The organism is Ochrobactrum teleogrylli, from assembly GCF_037482325.1.
GTDB lineage: Bacteria > Pseudomonadota > Alphaproteobacteria > Rhizobiales > Rhizobiaceae > Brucella > Brucella teleogrylli.
In genome coordinates this window covers 210686-227322 of record NZ_JBBHKQ010000001.1, presented here as the reverse complement: position 1 = coordinate 227322, position 16637 = coordinate 210686, and the positions used below count along the sequence as shown (strand labels likewise).

Genomic DNA, 16637 nt, shown 5'->3' with positions numbered 1-16637 from the left:
AATCGGTTAATGAAAGCAAAGGATTATATCTGGCCAGTCATCGGTGTCTGTGCTGTGGGCGTTTCAGTCTGGCTTCTCTATCGGGAACTTCGCAGCATATCGCTCGACGATGTTCTGGACAGCCTCTACGCCATTCGCGCACATCACTGGGTACTGGCAGCGGCGGCAGCCCTTCTCGCCTATAGCTCGCTTGCCGGTTACGACCGTATCGCGCTTCTCCATTTGCGACGCAAGATTTCCTGGCTTTTCATCGCGCTCTGCTCCTTCACCACCTATGCCCTGTCGCACAATATCGGCGCATCGGTCGTCTCCGGCGCTGTTGTTCGCTACCGCGCCTATTCCTCGCAAGGCATGCCCGGCAGCGAGATTGCTGTTCTCATCGCGTTTTGCTCATTCACATTCATTCTCGGTGTCATCATCACATCAAGTGTCGTGCTGCTGCTTGAGCCGCATGTCCTCATGCGCTTCAACGAAGATCTGACACCCACCGTGGCCATGGTCATTGCCGTGATCATGCTGGCCTTCGTGCTGCTCTATGTCTTCGGCAGCTGGATGCAGCTGCGTCCGCTACAGATCGGCAAGTTCCGACTGGAATATCCGCGCATGTCGGTTGTCGTGCAGCAATTGATCGTGGCCCCGCTGGAGCTGATCGGCGCTGCGGGCATCATCTATTTCGCGCTGCCGGAAGCGGGCAATCCGGGCTTCCTGATCGTGCTCGGCATTTTCCTCGTCTCCTTCTCGGCAGCGCTTATCTCGCACGCGCCGGGCGGCCTTGGCGTGCTTGAACTGGTTTTCCTGACCGGCCTGCCGGATATGCATCAGGCGGATGTGCTGGCAGCACTGATTGTGTTCCGCCTGCTCTATCTCCTGATCCCCTTCGCCATGTCGCTGGTGGTGGTGCTGGTTTTCGAGAAATCGCAGTTCCTGCTGCGCTGGAACGAAAAGCATAATAAGTGAGACCCCATTCAGGCGGAGAATAATTTTCACTTATCCGCCTGAATTTGAATTCCTTTTCCTTAAAGTTGCGGGTTTCAGGGTCTATTTTGGAAACTGCTTCGCAAGTCGCCTCGATATCGGGACGAAAAGCGAAACAGAAAAGCCCTCCCAAGGCTCTGATCTCTATCGCAATTGCGAACGCAAAACCGCTTTGCACTTTTGCTGCAATTGCTTGAAAAGGAAACAACGCATGCCTGCGACACTTATCATCCCCGGCTACAAGGGATCGGAAGCAGGCCACTGGCAGCGCCAATGGTTGCATAACGATCCGTCAGCATTACTGGTTGAACAGGACGACTGGCATTATCCAGTGCTATCCGACTGGATGCATGCGCTCGAAGCAAAACTGGCCGAAAATCCCGGCGCGGTTCTGGTTGCCCATAGCCTCGGCTGTGTGCTGGTTGCCCATCTGGCAAGCCGTCCGGCTGCTGCCCACGTAGCAGGCGCACTTCTGGTCGCCCCGGCTGATGCGGAAACCATGGCCTCCAGGGACAACCGCTTCCAGAGCTTCGCGCCGTTGCCGCGCCATGAGCTGGGTTTCCCGTCCATCGTCGTCGCCAGCCGCAATGACGATTATATGCGCTTTGCCAAGGCAGAGGCATTGGCGAATGTCTGGGGTTCGGGCTTCGTCGACCTTGGCCATGCCGGTCACATCAATGTCGCGAGCGGGTTCAGCCGCTGGCCGGAAGGCGTCATTCTCGCCTCTTCCCTGCAAAGGGAGCCACAAACAGCAGCATCCTCCCAAGCTGCCCAACTGGCCGCCTGACCGCTCGCGCGCCGTGCGTCCTTTCGGACGCACGGCATCAAGCGTGTTGCTTGCGCTCCAGCAGGAATTTCAAAACCAGCGTCAGAACGGCAATCAATGCGAGTGTGGAAGCCGCAGCAAAGGCGCCGGCGACATTATAGTCATTGAACAGTAGCTCCACCTGCAACGGCAAAGTGTTCGTCTTGCCGCGAATAGCGCCGGAAACCACCGAGGTCGCGCCAAATTCGCCCATCACACGCGCATTGCACAACACCGCACCATAGAGCAGCGCCCATTTGATATTGGGAAGCGTGACATAGAAGAATGTCTGCCAGCCATTGGCGCCGAGCGTCATCGCCGCTTCTTCCTCGTCGCTGCCTTGCACTTCCATCAGCGGTATCAATTCCCGCGCCACGAAGGGCGAGGTCACGAACAGACTAACCAGAAAGATCGCCGGGACCGTGAACATGATCTTCAGATCATAGCTTTCAAGCAAAGGTCCGAGCAGGCCCTGCGAGCCATAGAGGAAGAGATAGGTCACGCCCGCCACAATCGGCGAGACGGAGAAGGGAATCTCGACAAAGGTAATCAGCAGCCTGCGTCCCGGAAAACGAAACTTCGTCACCAGCCAGGCGACACAGACGCCGAACGCCATATTGATCGGCACGACCACGATGGCGACCAGCACAGTCAGCCAGATCGCATGCAGCGTATCGGGCTTCAGGATTTCGCCAAAGAACGCGCCCGCGCCCTTGCTGAACGCATAAGCGAAAATGACCGCCAGCGGCGCGCCGATGCACAGGATGGACAGAATGCTGGCCAGCCAGATCAACAGGCTGCGAACGGCCCCCGGCGCGTTGCGCGCCACACTAGCGCTCTGCATAACGAAGCTGCCTTGCCTGAATGAGATTGGTGATGAGCAGCATCAGGAATGCTGTAACCAGCATGACGAAGGCCAGCGCTGCCGCTGCTGGATAATCATATTCGTCGAGCCGGATGAAGATCAGAAGCGATGTCACTTCCGTTTCGAATGGCAGATTGCCGGAAATGAAAACAATGGAACCGAACTCGCCGAGGCTGCGCGCAAACGACAGCGATGCGCCCGCTAGAAAGGCCGGGAAGATCGTCGGCCAGATGATATGGGCGAAAATCTGCCATGGCTTTGCGCCGAGGCTGCGCGCGGCTTCCTCGACATCGGCGCTCATATCTTCCAGCACCGGCTGCACCGTGCGGATGACAAAGGGAATGCTGGTGAACGCCATGGCGATGGAAATACCGAGCGGCGCATAGGCGACCTTGATGCCGAGCGGTTCCAGAAACTGGCCGAACCAGCCGTTCTGTGCAAAGACCGTCACCAGTGCCAGACCCGCAATTGCCGTGGGCAGCGCAAAAGGCAGATCGACGGCCGCATCCATCAGACGCTTGCCGGGAAACTCATATCGCGTCAGAACCCATGCCAGCAGCAGCCCGAACAGACCATTGAACACGGTTGCCAGTGCCGCAGTGCCGAGCGTGATGCGATAGGTGGCCAGCGCGCGGTCGGAGGTGACGATGGACCAGAAATCGCTCCAGCCGAGGCTCGCAGTCTTCATGATCATGGCAAGCAATGGCAGAGCCACGATAACCGTCAGATAAAACAAAGTGCAGCCGAGGGTCAGACCGAACCCCGGCAACACCGAATTGCGTTTCATGCTGAGAAGCGACACTGAATCATTCCATATGACGGCAGGAGCGCACGTCGCCGCACGCTCCTGCATATGAGCTAAATAACCGCTTACTTCTTGGTGAAGAGCTGATCAAGCACGCCGCCTTCGGCAAAATGCTCTTTCTGCAACTTGTCCCAGCCGCCGAAGACATCCTCGACCGTCACGAGACGCACATCGGGATAGATATCCTTATGCTTTTCGATGACCGCCTTGTCATGCACGCGGTTGAAGTTCTGCGCGAGAATCTCCTGACCTTCCGGCGCATAGAGATAGTTCAGATAGGCTTGCGCGATCTTGCGCGAGCCGCGCTTGTCCACCACCTTGTCTACGACCGTGACCGGGAATTCGGCCAAAAGGCTGACTTGCGGAACGACAACGTCGTATTTATCCGCACCGAGCTGCTTTTGCGTGCCACGGGTTTCCGCTTCAAATGTAACAAGCACATCGCCGATACCGCGCTCGGCAAAGGTCGTCGTCGCGCCACGACCGCCCGTGTCGAAAACCGGTACATTCTTGAAGATCTTGCCGACGAATTCACGCACCTTGGCGTCATCGTTGTTGAAGGCTTCCTTCGCATAGGCGGTCGCCGCCAGATAGGTATAGCGCGCATTGCCCGAGGTCTTCGGATTCGGGAAAACCACCTTCACATCGTCGCGGGCCAGATCATCCCAGTTCTTGATGTTTTTCGGGTTGCCCGCACGCACCAGAAACGCCGGAAACGAGTAATAAGGCGACGAATTGTTCGGCAGGCGCTTCTGCCAGTCCGCCGGAATCAGATCGCCCTTGTCGTGCAGAACCTGCACATCGGTCACCTGATTGAAAGTCACCACATCGGCTTCAAGGCCTTCCAGAATGGAGCGGGCCTGCTTGGACGAACCGGCATGCGACTGGTTGACGGTCAGCTCATCACCGGTCTTCGTCTTCCAGTCGGCGATGAACGCCTTGTTGACCTGCTCATAAAGCTCGCGGGCGATATCGTAGGAAACGTTCAGGATTTCCTTCGGCTCTTCAGCCTTGACCGGCGCTGCGCCCAGACCGAGCGCGACAGCCGCATAGAGAAAAATTTTTCGCATTAGACCCATCCCCACCGCCCTGCACCTGCAAAGCGTTCATACAGACGATTGAACTTGGAAAGAAAATCTACCGAAAGGTGATTCAAAATCAACCTAAATCATTGATTTAAATCAATAAACTACTTTCTGCGGAGTCCTTGGAACATGCGCCCAAGCGGCCTAAGCGCGTTAGAAAATTATTCCTTCAAGCGTCAAAAATCAGAAACAGCACAACAAAAAAGCCGGAGACTTTCGCCCCCGGCCCATATTTTATTCTGCGTAAAATCTTACCAGAAACCGCGATGCTGCCAGCACCACAGAAAATTATGCTCACTGCGCTCCAACCGGCTGCGCCGACGCGCTGCGATTTCTTCAGCGCTCAATTTCATTTCCCGCCATGGCTGCGCCAAAAACGCAGGAATGCCCAAGAAGGCGTTTTTCACTCCGGTGGTCAGCACCTGCAAGTTCTGCATTAAACCAGGCCTCCTATCCGCGTTGTCGCGTCCCCATCTCAAAGCTTCCGACCTTAAAGCACGTCTTCAATCCAGACACGCTTTCGCCGTAACAATGAACGATGGGTTAATTTTGAAGGCTTCCGCGCAGATGTCAATAACCGACTTATTTTATCGGAGTTAACAGAGTGAAATATTTTGCGAGCGACAAGCCGCCGCCCGCAAAATCATACCAGCTTACACCTCGTAGTCATTGACGGGCTTGATATGGACCTTGTCCACATTGCGCCCCTTCATGGCGTCGATCCTGAATTCGAAGCCATCCGCGACGAAGCTTTCACCGCCCAGCGGCAGGTGGCCAAGGTGCCAGAGCACGTAGCCAGCCAGCGTCGTATAGCGGTCGCTGTCATCCACCAGATCGCGCTCCAGAAGACCACTCAGGCGGCGAATATCAACAAAGCCGTCGACGATATAACCGCCCTGCCCGTCCGATTCGGCAACAGATGCTTCCTCGTCTTCATCGGGAAATTCCCCGGCAATCGCTTCCAGCACGTCGGTCGGCGTAACGACGCCTTCGAATGAGCCATGCTCATCGACCACGACGGCAAGCTGCACCGGTGAGACACGCAGCTGCTCCATCACACGCAACACATTGGCGCTTTCGTGTACGACAAGCGGCTGCTTGACGACCTGATCCCAATCGATGGACTTTTTGTCCGTCATGTCGAGCAGCAGATCGCGAACCGAAGCGACGCCGACAAATTCATCGACCTGACGGCGGGCAACAACAACGCGCGAGTGCGAAAGCTTGCGAATCGCTTCATGCAAATCCTCTTCGCTTTCATCGATGTCGAGCCATTCGATTTCATTGCGCGGTGACATGATCGAACGCACCGGGCGATCCGCCAGATCCAGAACGCCACGGATCATTTCCTTTTCTTCCGGAAGGAAGACGTCATTGGCAGCTGTCTGCTGGGCGATCACGTCAACAGTATCGGAAAGCGGATTCTCGCCGCGCCCGCCGCCGAGCAGGCGCAGAACCGCGCCCGCCGTCCGCTCACGCAGATCGTTGGTCGTCACCAGCTTTTCACGATTGCGGCGCGAGACCTGATTGGCCGCTTCGATCAACACCGAGAAGCCGATGGCCGCATAGAGATAGCCCTTCGGAATGTGAAAACCAAAGCCTTCCACCACGAGGCTGAAACCGATCATCATCAGGAAGCCAAGGCAGAGGATAACCACCGTCGGATGCTTGTTGACGAAGTCCATCAGCGGCTTGGAAGCCAGCATCATGACGCCGATTGCGATAATGACGGCGATCATCATCACCGGCAGATGCTGCACCATGCCGACAGCCGTAATCACGCTATCCAGCGAGAACACCGCATCGAGGACGACAATCTGGACAATGACCTGCCAGAACACGGCATGGACGACACGGGAGGTTTTCGCACCATGCGCGCCTTCCAGGCGTTCGTGCAGTTCCATCGTGCCCTTGGCCAGCAGGAACAGACCACCGATCAACATGATGATGTCACGTCCGGAGAACGACATATCCATCACTTCGATCAGCGGTTCGCGCAGCGTCACAATCCACGAAATCGATGCAAGCAGGACAAGGCGCATGAGAAGCGCCAGAGCGAGACCGATGACGCGGGCGCGATTGCGCTGATGCGGGGGCAATTTATCGGCCAGAATGGCGATAAAGACGAGATTGTCGATGCCGAGAACGATCTCAAGCACCACCAATGTCACCAAACCTATCCAGGCATTGGGGTCGGCAATCCAGTCCATGGACCAGTCCATGATATGTCGGCTCCTTTAGAACACAACCCGAAGACTATTTTCGGGCAATATGTGAGTACAAACAAATGTTTAGATCGCTGACCTGAATCAAAAAGACAGCGTCCAAACGGGTCAGAAAAAGCGGAATTCAGAGATACCGGCGCAAACGCTTTCGGGCCGGAACGCAAAATCGCGATCCAGCCGAAAAAATCCACAAGCGGCGGAGAGAGGCTTCAGGCCTATGAAGTGAAAGGTTCCCGCGAGGGAACCGGTACTTCGGTAAGACGAATCGTCAGAACTGTCGTCGGGCATTAAGCGCGATGAACCTTTTATAGGGCGCTGTATCGGCTTTCTCGCCGACCTCGGGCACCAATTGGCATACGAAACATACGGTTGTTGTTCGCAATATATTCAAAAGGCTGGCAGGCAAAAGCTTCGATCCGCTGCCAGCTTCACTCTTATTATGCAGACGATCGCCGGTCAGGCAAGTGCGTCTGCCTCATTCCTATTCGGCGGGCGACACTTGCACCCGACGCGATTTGCGCTCGCGGCGCGGACGCGCCTTGAAGAAACGCACACCGATGACCGTGACGATCAGAGTCAGCACGGTGATTCCGATGGCGAACCAGAACATATGGTCGCCATCCATCTTGGCGAAGATGCCCGCGCCACGTCCAGCCAGCCAGCCGGGCAGGAACATCAGCGGCGCCCAAACCAGTGCCGACAGCACGTTTGCAGTCTGGAAGCGCGTCTGGTCCATCGACATCATGCCCGCGACCATTGGCACCGTGCAGCGAACCGGCCCGAAAAAACGACCGAGGAAGACGGCAGAAAAGCCATAGCGGCGGAACAGCAGGCGCGCACGCGCCACACCGCTGCGATGTTTATTGAGAGGCCATTTGTGAATGATGTTACGGCCCAGCCACCAGCCGAGGAAATAGGAGATGATATCGCCGATTACCGCGCCGATGATGGCGCCGATAATAACCGGCAGCGGCTCGATGATTCCAGCGCCGACAAGGCCGCCAATGGCAATCATTATCGGGGTGGCGGGAATGAACATTCCAATGATCGCGAGAGATTCGCCGAAGGCAATGATACCAACAATAGGTCCGGCCCATGCCCGATGATCGGAAATGAACTGCCCGAGATCGCTGATAATGCTTTCCATGCTTTCCTCAAATGCCGCGAACCGGATCTTGAAGCGGTTTACCCGCCTCGGTTTTCTCCGCAAAGGCTATCCGGTGCATGACGCGCCTTGCTCGAGCTTGTTTTGCTGATCGATCAGCGAAGATTTTTGATCGAGGACTTAATATCCGCTGATCAAGACATTTATATGCTCTAACTTCTCAGACAAGCATCAAAAAATGATGACATGGCTGCGACATTTGAAGCGTTTGCATACGCCCCGATGCCGTAACCTGTTTCGCCTCCCGCGCGGACACATCCGCAAGCACGAATCCAGTATTTCGCGAATATGGAGTCGGCCAGGCGCGCTTACAACGCTGGAAGAGCAAAAAAATGAATCAAAACAAGATTCTTTTTGCATTCGATTCTTCGGGATTCGCTCAAGCAATCGCAACTTTGGCGGATGAATGATCGATATTCCCGGAAAAGGTGCAAAGCCGGATTTTCCAAAACACCGCATTTCCGGGCTTTTGCACAAAGACGCAAGTTTTTTTCGAAATTTTTCTATTGGAGGGTAGACAGCTGGAAAATCGACCGGTATACACCCGCTCACTTCACCGGGGCCGCTGCCTCGGCAAAGCGAGTGGGTGATTAGCTCAGTTGGTAGAGCAGCTGACTCTTAATCAGCGGGTCGTAGGTTCGATCCCTACATCACCCACCATTTTCTCTTTTGAAAACAAACGCTTCCGCTGATTGACACCGTAACGAACGGCGACGAAGTGATCCTGCGATCGCATCAAAATTTCGATTATCTTCCCCTCATAAACCTCATCGTTCATCTGGATATGTCCGCATTCGCTGCAACCTCGTACACCGTGTCGCGAGTACATTACAGTTTCATTAAATATAATTAATTGGCCCATTCATATGCGGTTCATCTAAAAAGACACACATTACTCACACGCCAATTGACGGCGCCCTGTAAAGAGTAATGGAGTCAAGCAACCATGAAATATAGAACCGCACTTCTCGCTGTAATCGCATCGACTATGCTTGCTGGTCCTGTACTGGCACAAGAAAGCAGCAACGCGAATACACCAAAGCCAGCAACGGAAGCGGCTGCTACACAGGATAAGGACGTCAAGACCAAGCGCGGGCCAATCGATCTGGAAAAGTTTTCCCGCATGGAAGAGCTCAAGGCCGCCGACACCAATGGCGACGGCACCCTGTCTCGCGATGAAATTGAAGCGCTGGCGCTCAAGCGTTTCGTGAAGCGCGAAGCCGACCGCCTGGAACGTCGTCTCGACGTCAAGGGCGACGGTAACATCACCCTGACGGCCATCGAAAACCAGCGCAAGAAGGAATTCGCCGCGCTGGATCGTAACGAAGACGGCAAGCTCGACCGCAGCGAAATGCGCGCTGCCCATATGGACCGCCGTGGCAAAGGTCCACATGGAGGCCGTCACGGCATGGGACAGCACCATAAGGGCGGCGAAAAAGGCTCCCACGGTCCAATGAAGGGCCAGAATGAAAAGCCGCAGGAATAATTCCTGAAACAAAAGCCCGGGCGCAACGGCCCGGGCTTTTTATTGGTTCGTCTTCGACGATCAGGAGCGGATAACGCCCTTCTTGAAAATGATATTGCCGTAAAGCCGGCGCTCGCCGGTGCGGATCACAGCGAAAGCTTCGGTGGCGCGGGCGTAGAACGCAAAGCGTTCCACCGGATCGACGGCGATCTTGCGCCCCTCGGCCACAGCGATGACCTCTTCAAACTCGCCATAGATGGCTGGCGTCTCGTTCGGCGCCTGCATGACAGCCGCTGGCATGTCGACAAAATCATCGAGCGGCAGAACCGACAACACGGCTTCGGCCATGGCCGTGGCGCTGATGCCCGGAAAATCCAGCACGGGCACGCCGGAAGCCTGCGCCGGGTAGTTTGCGTCCACGATGACGAGATCGTCTCCATGCCCCATATCTGCGAGAATGGAGAGGAGCGAGCCGGTCAGCAACGGATTGATATTTTTCAGCATAGTGTCTGATTCCAGATTGGAGGCGTTTTCGATGCGAAAATCTATTCAAACGGCGGTCCATATGCAAACGCCGGCTGCGATGCAGCCGGCGTTTTTCTCGATGGTTCCGGAGAGATGGCTTACTCGGCCTTGGCTTCGATATTCACCTTGTCGAGCAGCGACAGCGGGTCCTGCGACGCCGCGATCATATCCAGCGCGCCAATGCCCTTCTCCGCCTTCGACGTGACCGTCAGCTCGAAAATATTCGGCTTGGCGAGGAAGTTTGAGAATGCGGTAACCGCGTCCTGTAGCTTCGGCTGATCAGTCGCCAGTTCCTGCAGGAAGGCGGCGGCGATCAGGGAGAAGTTGCTGCGTACTTCGTCCTCCGTCATGCCGTTTTCTTCCCCATAAAGCTTGAGCGCCTTGGCGAGCAGGCCCTTTTCCTCAACCTTCACCTTCACTTCACGCGCCTTGAGGCCAAGAGCGGCAACCTGCGTCATCACCTTGTCGCCCGAGAAGAACTCCTTGGTGAAGCCGCCCATCAGGCCATTGACCGAAACGCGGCCCATGTCCTTGCCGCTGACGGAAATATCCGAAATGACGAGATTCTGGTTCGCTTCATCCCAGTTCATCGCCATGTTGGAGGAGATCGTCACCGTGTCATAGCCAAGCTTGCGCAGGTGATCGTAAATCTGGTCACTGCCATGCGGAACCGGAAGCGTCATATCCTCATAGCTTACGCGAATATCGGACGGGATACCGTTCTGCGGCTTGGTGAGCGCGACTTCGTAATTCTTCATGGAGAATTTTATGCGCTCTGGAACTGCTGGAACCGTTGCTTCTTCAGCAGCTTCCGGCTGCGCCTCTTCGCCTTCGGTCGCAGGCTCTTCCGTGGAATCCTGTGCCGGACCCGCGATATCGACACCCTGATCGTCCGTCGCGGCGGCTGCATCATCGCCCGCCGCATCGACGGTTTCCTGATCGGTCGCATCGTCTGTGGTTTCGTCAGCGCCGGTCACATCATCAACCGCTTCCGGTTCATAAGGCAGATCAGCATCGACACCGGAAACGCGCGTGGTGCCGAATTCAGGCAAAAGCGTTGTAAAGGGGAAGTTTTCGGCCTCTTCATCGCTAAGCGCGGCGAACTTCTTCAAGGCTTCCATAGTCGGTGCCCAGGAAAAGCCCTGCATGGAAACTTCATCGACTTTCATATAGTCGGTGCCGTTGCCGATATTGACGCCCTTCACGGTGGCGTCCACCTTGCTGGTGTCGAACGCAATCGAAATCTGAGCAATGTCGCCCTTGCCCTTGGTGCCGTCGGCGGGCTCGATCTTGAGGCCGAGCATCTCCATGTCGCCCTTGCCAATCATATCGACGATCGACAGCACGCGCAGGAAGAATTCGCGCTGTTCTGCGGGCGTCAGGTCGTCGGGGTTCTTCACCGCCTCGAGTTTCTGAACCGTTTCCAGAAGCGGTTCGGCAGGCATGCGCATGCTGAAACCATTGCTGCGAATTTCGTCGTAGCCGAAGCTCGCTTCGCTGCTTTTCATGACGATATTCTTGGCAGAGAACGGGCCATAAACCGGCTTGGCGTCCTTGTCGTCCGGTCCGGCCTTTTCCGTATAAAGGCGCGTCAGATAAACACCGTCAATGTCCTTGCCTTCCGTCTGGCCGATTGAGCCCTGCATCTGGTCGCGGACTGTTTCGCCGTCCTCTTTGGGCGCGTCGAACGCAAACTCAAAGGTCGTATTTGCGGCGGAAAAACTGGCGACGTGGCCTTGCTGGATGTCATTGAGCTTCACGTCCTTGTAGACGATTTTCTGCTCGTTGCCCGCAATGGTCTGAACCAGATTGATTTCCGGTGCGACGACGCTCTTGGCCGAGAAGCGACCGACGCGCTCCGGCAAGGTCAGCTGGCTGTTGCCAAAGGTTTCGCGCAATGTGGAAATATCAAAGCTCGCATCGTCGATCTTCACATGGGGAATGGAGATCTTGTAATTGGCGACCTGCGTGTTGATGTCGGATGCATCTAGCATACCGGTCAGAAACAGGAATTTCGGACGGCCTTCGATCGAGCCTATGCGCACATCAGAACCGTTCTTGAGCGGCAGCGTCACGTCGCGCAGATGAATGCGCCCAAGGAAATCGGCTTCGACGGAAGCAGCCTTGCCGCCACGCTTTTCCAGTTGTGACGTGATGGTGTTCTGAAGCGTGATCTTGTATCCGGTCAGACCAGCGGCAGCTATCGCGATGACCGCAACGGCGGCCCAAAGCGCCTTGCGTCCACCCTTGCCGGTCCCGTTCTTTGCCTGCTCCACGATATTCGTCCTTTCAGCGCAATTGAAACGGTTGTCGGTGCCCGCCGTCGCAGCCTAAGGATCATGCAACCAAACGGAAAATCATGGTCTACAGAAACACGGCTAAAACAACAGCTTAGAGCACCCTGCCTGAATCAAACAGGCAATAAGGTGCTCTAACTACCTGTAATTGTGCGCGCAAGCAGGAATGGCGATTGCTGCCTGATTTTTCGGCATACTCCCAATAAAACAGGTGGTTTTTCAGTAGATCGCGTTAGAAACGCCACAGTAATGCAACTCAGAGCGGTGCTTGTGGGTGCGGAGAACCATCGTAGGCGCCCCAGATCGACTGATCGAAATTGACGATTGCTCCGGTCATCAGCCCCGATTCTTCCGAAGCCAGGAACGCAATTGCGCGCGCAACTTCCGCAGGATCGATCAAGCGCCCAAAGGGTTGCGCTCTGGCGGCGTCATCGAGCCAGTTGGCAGGCGCACCATGAAATTCGCGCTGGATGCGATCTTCACCGTCCGTCGCCATCCAGCCGATATTCAGGCAGTTGACGCGGATACGGTTGCGCAGCACCGAATAGGCAACATTGCGGGTCAACGTGTCGAGCGCGCCCTTGGAGGCGCAATAAGCGGCGATGAATGGTTGCCCCCCCATCGACGACATAGAGGAAATGTTGACAATCGCGCCCTCCACGCCATCGCGCCGGAAAAGCTTGATGGCCTCCTGAATAAGAAAGAAAGGCGCTCTGGTATTGACAGCAAACAGCCGATCGAAAAGCTCCGGCGAGGTATCCAGTATAGTTCCGCGGTCGGTTAGTCCCGCCGCATTGACCAGAATATCGAGACGTCCGAAAGCCCGGTCAGCCTCGGCTAAAATCTTTCTGCAATCCTCGACATTTTCCAGATCGGCCTGAACGAAGACCGCGCGCGCGTCGATCTTCTCCAGCAGATCGACCTGCGCCCGTCCCTTTTCCACGGACCGTCCGCAGATAACCAGACCGGCGGCGCCACGTTCTGCAAACAGCTTTGCCGTGGCCGCACCCAGCCCTTGTGTACTGCCGGTAATGACAGCAACCTTGCCTTTCAATTGCTCGCTCATCGCAAACTCCGAGACCCGATCAAACCCTGCCGCCCAATTCGGCTGACAGGTCGGACAATTCCTGACCGCCAGCCATCAGGCTCTGCAATTCATCCATATCGACTTCGCTCTTGGTGCGGGTGCCAAGCGTCACACCGCGATTAAGCACGGTGAATTTGTCGCCCACCGCATGGGCATGGCGAACATTGTGCGTGATGAAGATCACACCCAGACCCCGCGCGCGCACCTGATTGATATATTTGAGAACCATCGCGGTCTGGCGAACACCGAGCGCGGAGGTCGGCTCATCGAGGATCAATATCTTCGCCCCGAAATAAACAGCGCGGGCAATGGCCACACATTGTCGTTCGCCACCGGACAGCGTGCCCACGGCCTGCTGTGGATCGCGCACATCGATGCCGATCCGGCGCATTTCCTCACGGGTCACGTCTTCAGCAAACTGCGTGTCGAACCAGCGCAGCGGGCCAACCCCCTTGGTCGGCTCGCGACCCAGAAAGAAGTTCCGCATCACCGACATGAGCGGGATCATCGCCAGATCCTGATAGACGGTCGCGATCCCGTGGTCGAGTGCATCGCGCGGGCTATTGAACGCAACCTGTTTGCCTTCAACAAGGAAGTCACCGCTCGTCGGCTTGTGCACGCCGGACAGCGTCTTGATCAGCGTTGATTTGCCCGCGCCATTGTCGCCCAGCAGGCAATGAACCTGCCCCGGCTCGACGCTCAACGAAACGCCATTCAGTGCAATAACCGGCCCGAAATGTTTGACAAGATTACGGATTTCAATCGTCGGCATCGTCGTTGTCATTGTCATGGCAACCTCCCGGCTCAGCGCTCGCCCGTGGCGCGCTTGCGAATGAAATTATTGAAGAGAACGGCGATCAGCAGCATTCCGCCGAGGAAGACGAGATACCAGTCCTGATCGATCTGCGTGTAGGTCAGGCCGATCAGCACCATGCCGAAAATGATTGCGCCAAAGAAAGCACCAATGGCCGAACCATAACCGCCTGTCAGCAGGCACCCGCCGATGACAGCCGCGATGATCGCTTCAAACTCCTTCTGGAAACCGCGCCGCGCATCGGTCGATCCGGCATCGAGCACGGTGAGAATGGCGACCAGCGCTGCGGCCATGGCCGTGCATATGAAGAGTGTGGTCTTGACGCGGCGCACGGGAACGCCGGAATTTCGCGCCGCCAGCGCATCGCCGCCCGCTGCGAAAATCCAGTTGCCGAAGCGGGTGCGCACCAGAACATAGGTGGCGATCAGCGCCACACCGACAAACCATAGCACCTCGACGGGAACGCCTTTTACGGTCGGTTCGCCATTCGGGAACTTGGCAATCAGGTCGCGCTCGGCCATCCAGGCGAACAGCCCCTGAAACGCATCGCCTGAAAACAAGCCCGCAAGCGCGCTGTTGCCGACTGCTTCCTTGACGCCGCGAAGCTGCGTCGCGCCGCCGGTTGCCCATTTGAGGCCGACAAGCGACAGGCCACGCAGGATAAACAGAAAAGCCAGCGTCACGATGAAGGACGGCAAGCCGCTCCTGATCACGATCTGCGCATTGACCGTTCCGACGAGCGCCGCAAAGACAAGCGTGATAATGATCGCCACTCCAAGCGGCAATTGCCAGACGACAAGCGCCGCAGCAAAAATCAGACCGGCAAACGCCACCATCGAGCCGATGGAAAGGTCGAATTCACCGCCGATCATCAGCAACGCGGCGGCGACCGCGAGAATACCAAGTTGCGATGCAGGCGCCATGAAATTCATGATGCCCGCCGCCGTGAACATTGCCGGGTTGGCCGTAGTCAGGAAGAAAGCCGTGATGAGAATGAGCCCGGAAACCGCACCAAGTTCGGGGCGACTGAGCAGCCGCTGGATCGGACTTGCCGTTTTCAGCCGTTCGTCTCGCTGCTCCGCAATCGTCGCGGGCTTCGGTTCGGACATGGGTTCGCTCATGATTTTCTCCTGAGGCCTCATCGCAGCTGCTTCATGCCCAGCTGTCGAGCTTCGGGTGCAACCACCCGTTCCCGCCCATCGCTATGGGCGGGTCATGGAAAGTGTTTTTAGAACCGGAGGAAATTTTGGCTCTGACGAGCCGAAAATGGTGCGGTTTGAGAACCGGAGCGCAGTGTACTTTTGGGTACATGAGCACCGGAAGCGCAAAACAGTGCCATTTGCAGGCCGCCAGAGCCGAAATATTGCCGGTTCTAACGGATGCCCTTGGCGGAAAGCTCGACTACTTGGGCAGCCTTGTCCTTGGTGATCAGGTTCGGGCCGGAAGGCACATTGCCGCCGGGCATCAGGCCATATTTCGCATTGAGCGCCAGGAACGAAACCGGCAGATAACCTTGCAGGAACTGCTGCTGGTCGATGGCGAAGTCTGCCTGCCCCTTCTCGACGGCTTCAAGGAAGCCTGCCGACATATCGAAGGTTGCAACATGAATGCCGCTGCGGCCACTTTCTGCTGCCGCCTTCACGGCAGGCTCACCGGCAAGCGTCGCGTTAAGGGTCAGGATCGTATCGACCGCTGTGTCGGAGGCGAGCGCCGCGCGCACCTTGGCTTCATTTTCCGCCGGATCAGTGGAGGTCGGCAGAACGGTCACGTCACCGAAGCCTTCCTTGAAACCGGCGCAACGCTGGTCAAGCGAGACATTGCCCACTTCCTGATTGACACAGATACCTTTCTTGCCGCCGGCCTCTTTCAAGGCTTCGCCGGCGACCTTGCCCGCATCGAATTCATCCTGACCGACATGCAGCAGCGCGCCGAGTTTCTTGGAAGCATCGGAACCGGAGTTCATCGATATGACCGGAATACCAGCGGCGACGGCGCGCTGGATCGACGGCCCGAGCGCATCGGCATCCGGGATCGATACGACGATACCTTGCGGCTTCTGGTTGATGGCCGCATCGATAAGCTGGCCCATTTGCACCATGTCGAAGGTTTCCGGCGCGCGATAGTCAACCTTGGCACCCGTATCCTTGGCAGCTTCCGCCACACCATTCTTCACCACGGACCAGAACGGGTCCGATGCCTGACCATGGCTGACGACAACGATATTGATGTCAGCCGCATGTGCAGCGAATGACGCAGCCATGAGGGCCGCGCCAGCGACTGCCGATTTCAAAAGAGATTTCATGTTCACTCCTCCCATTGTCCGACGCTCCCCGCCGGTTTTCTCGATTTTCAGCCTTGTCGGTATCATCACGGTGACTTCCTCCAAGTCATGACCCGCAAATAAAGCGACTTCGGCTATTCAATAGAATGAAACAATCATTAGAAAATTCTTGTGGAATTATAATTCCATTTCTGCTAGCCCATGTCAATCGGATAAGCTCTCCCCGAAACGCATATTTTCCGA

Annotated in this window: 15 protein-coding genes and 1 tRNA gene; 4 read left to right on the top strand and 12 right to left on the bottom strand. The window is 56.4% G+C overall.

The window, feature by feature from the left end; all coding sequences use genetic code 11:
* Positions 1 to 9 precede the first annotated feature (9 nt).
* Entirely contained in the window at positions 10 to 957 is a 948-nt protein-coding gene (locus WIX40_RS01120; RefSeq protein WP_109369307.1) for a lysylphosphatidylglycerol synthase domain-containing protein, read from the top strand.
* Between the two features lie 229 nt (positions 958 to 1186).
* A complete protein-coding gene (locus tag WIX40_RS01115; RefSeq protein ID WP_339438034.1) occupies positions 1187 to 1762 on the top strand; it encodes an alpha/beta hydrolase in 576 nt (191 codons plus the stop codon).
* Between the two features lie 37 nt (positions 1763 to 1799).
* Here the strand turns inward: WIX40_RS01115 and cysW are convergent, their stop codons facing one another.
* The 6 genes from cysW to WIX40_RS01085 all read right to left on the bottom strand — a co-directional run bounded on the left by cysW (position 1800) and on the right by WIX40_RS01085 (position 7907).
* Entirely contained in the window at positions 1800 to 2624 is an 825-nt protein-coding gene (gene cysW / locus WIX40_RS01110; protein ID WP_109369309.1) for a sulfate ABC transporter permease subunit CysW, read from the bottom strand.
* Positions 2611 to 3432, bottom strand: a complete 822-nt coding sequence (gene cysT / locus WIX40_RS01105; protein WP_109370257.1) for a sulfate ABC transporter permease subunit CysT — start codon at positions 3430 to 3432, stop codon at positions 2611 to 2613. The genes cysW and cysT overlap by 14 nt, the downstream gene beginning before the upstream one ends.
* Before the next feature lie 83 nt (positions 3433 to 3515).
* Positions 3516 to 4520, bottom strand: coding sequence for a sulfate ABC transporter substrate-binding protein (locus WIX40_RS01100; RefSeq protein ID WP_109369310.1), 1005 nt, complete (start codon positions 4518 to 4520; stop codon positions 3516 to 3518).
* 266 nt (positions 4521 to 4786) lie between these two features.
* Entirely contained in the window at positions 4787 to 4972 is a 186-nt protein-coding gene (locus WIX40_RS01095; protein WP_109369311.1) for a hypothetical protein, read from the bottom strand.
* Positions 4973 to 5188: 216 nt separating this feature from the next.
* Positions 5189 to 6757 (bottom strand): TerC family protein, encoded by a 1569-nt coding sequence (locus WIX40_RS01090; protein WP_109369312.1) that lies wholly within the window; start codon positions 6755 to 6757, stop codon positions 5189 to 5191.
* A 484-nt stretch (positions 6758 to 7241) separates the two neighbouring features.
* The gene (locus WIX40_RS01085; protein WP_109369313.1) at positions 7242 to 7907 is read right to left on the bottom strand and encodes a DedA family protein; all 666 of its coding nucleotides are present in this window, start codon (positions 7905 to 7907) and stop codon (positions 7242 to 7244) included.
* A gap of 602 nt (positions 7908 to 8509) precedes the next feature.
* Between WIX40_RS01085 and WIX40_RS01080 the strand changes: the two genes are divergently transcribed.
* Positions 8510 to 8585, top strand: a tRNA-Lys gene (locus WIX40_RS01080).
* Positions 8586 to 8871: 286 nt separating this feature from the next.
* Positions 8872 to 9411 carry an EF-hand domain-containing protein gene (locus WIX40_RS01075; protein ID WP_109369345.1) on the top strand — a complete coding sequence of 180 codons (540 nt, stop codon included), beginning with the start codon at positions 8872 to 8874 and terminating at the stop codon, positions 9409 to 9411.
* Positions 9412 to 9471: 60 nt separating this feature from the next.
* Here WIX40_RS01075 and WIX40_RS01070 read toward each other — a convergent pair whose 3' ends face one another.
* The 6 genes from WIX40_RS01070 to WIX40_RS01045 form a co-directional block, all read right to left on the bottom strand.
* On the bottom strand, positions 9472 to 9894 hold the full coding sequence (locus WIX40_RS01070; RefSeq protein WP_109369346.1) for an RbsD/FucU family protein: 423 nt from the start codon (positions 9892 to 9894) through the stop codon (positions 9472 to 9474).
* A 119-nt stretch (positions 9895 to 10013) separates the two neighbouring features.
* A complete protein-coding gene (locus tag WIX40_RS01065) occupies positions 10014 to 12191 on the bottom strand; it encodes an aq_1923 C-terminal domain (RefSeq protein ID WP_109369347.1) in 2178 nt (725 codons plus the stop codon).
* Between the two features lie 277 nt (positions 12192 to 12468).
* Positions 12469 to 13278 (bottom strand): SDR family oxidoreductase, encoded by an 810-nt coding sequence (locus WIX40_RS01060; RefSeq protein ID WP_109369348.1) that lies wholly within the window; start codon positions 13276 to 13278, stop codon positions 12469 to 12471.
* Between the two features lie 19 nt (positions 13279 to 13297).
* Complete coding sequence (locus WIX40_RS01055; RefSeq protein WP_371830792.1) at positions 13298 to 14083, bottom strand: ATP-binding cassette domain-containing protein; 786 nt, start codon at positions 14081 to 14083, stop codon at positions 13298 to 13300.
* Between the two features lie 20 nt (positions 14084 to 14103).
* A complete protein-coding gene (locus WIX40_RS01050) occupies positions 14104 to 15234 on the bottom strand; it encodes an ABC transporter permease (RefSeq protein ID WP_109369350.1) in 1131 nt (376 codons plus the stop codon).
* A 251-nt stretch (positions 15235 to 15485) separates the two neighbouring features.
* A complete protein-coding gene (locus WIX40_RS01045; RefSeq protein ID WP_109369351.1) occupies positions 15486 to 16415 on the bottom strand; it encodes a sugar ABC transporter substrate-binding protein in 930 nt (309 codons plus the stop codon).
* Positions 16416 to 16637 lie beyond the last annotated feature (222 nt).

Bases quoted from the DNA above. Each gene is read 5' to 3' on its own strand.
- WIX40_RS01120 (WP_109369307.1), top strand. From the start codon at position 10: ATGAAAGCAAAGGATTATATCTGGCCAGTCATCGGTGTCTGTGCTGTG.
- WIX40_RS01115 (WP_339438034.1), top strand. From the start codon at position 1,187: ATGCCTGCGACACTTATCATCCCCGGCTACAAGGGATCGGAAGCAGGC.
- cysW (WP_109369309.1), bottom strand. From the start codon at position 2,624: ATGCAGAGCGCTAGTGTGGCGCGCAACGCGCCGGGGGCCGTTCGCAGC.
- cysT (WP_109370257.1), bottom strand. From the start codon at position 3,432: ATGAAACGCAATTCGGTGTTGCCGGGGTTCGGTCTGACCCTCGGCTGC.
- WIX40_RS01100 (WP_109369310.1), bottom strand. From the start codon at position 4,520: ATGCGAAAAATTTTTCTCTATGCGGCTGTCGCGCTCGGTCTGGGCGCA.
- WIX40_RS01095 (WP_109369311.1), bottom strand. From the start codon at position 4,972: ATGCAGAACTTGCAGGTGCTGACCACCGGAGTGAAAAACGCCTTCTTG.
- WIX40_RS01090 (WP_109369312.1), bottom strand. From the start codon at position 6,757: ATGGACTGGTCCATGGACTGGATTGCCGACCCCAATGCCTGGATAGGT.
- WIX40_RS01085 (WP_109369313.1), bottom strand. From the start codon at position 7,907: ATGGAAAGCATTATCAGCGATCTCGGGCAGTTCATTTCCGATCATCGG.
- WIX40_RS01075 (WP_109369345.1), top strand. From the start codon at position 8,872: ATGAAATATAGAACCGCACTTCTCGCTGTAATCGCATCGACTATGCTT.
- WIX40_RS01070 (WP_109369346.1), bottom strand. From the start codon at position 9,894: ATGCTGAAAAATATCAATCCGTTGCTGACCGGCTCGCTCCTCTCCATT.
- WIX40_RS01060 (WP_109369348.1), bottom strand. From the start codon at position 13,278: ATGAGCGAGCAATTGAAAGGCAAGGTTGCTGTCATTACCGGCAGTACA.
- WIX40_RS01055 (WP_371830792.1), bottom strand. From the start codon at position 14,083: ATGACAACGACGATGCCGACGATTGAAATCCGTAATCTTGTCAAACAT.
- WIX40_RS01050 (WP_109369350.1), bottom strand. From the start codon at position 15,234: ATGAGCGAACCCATGTCCGAACCGAAGCCCGCGACGATTGCGGAGCAG.
- WIX40_RS01045 (WP_109369351.1), bottom strand. From the start codon at position 16,415: ATGAAATCTCTTTTGAAATCGGCAGTCGCTGGCGCGGCCCTCATGGCT.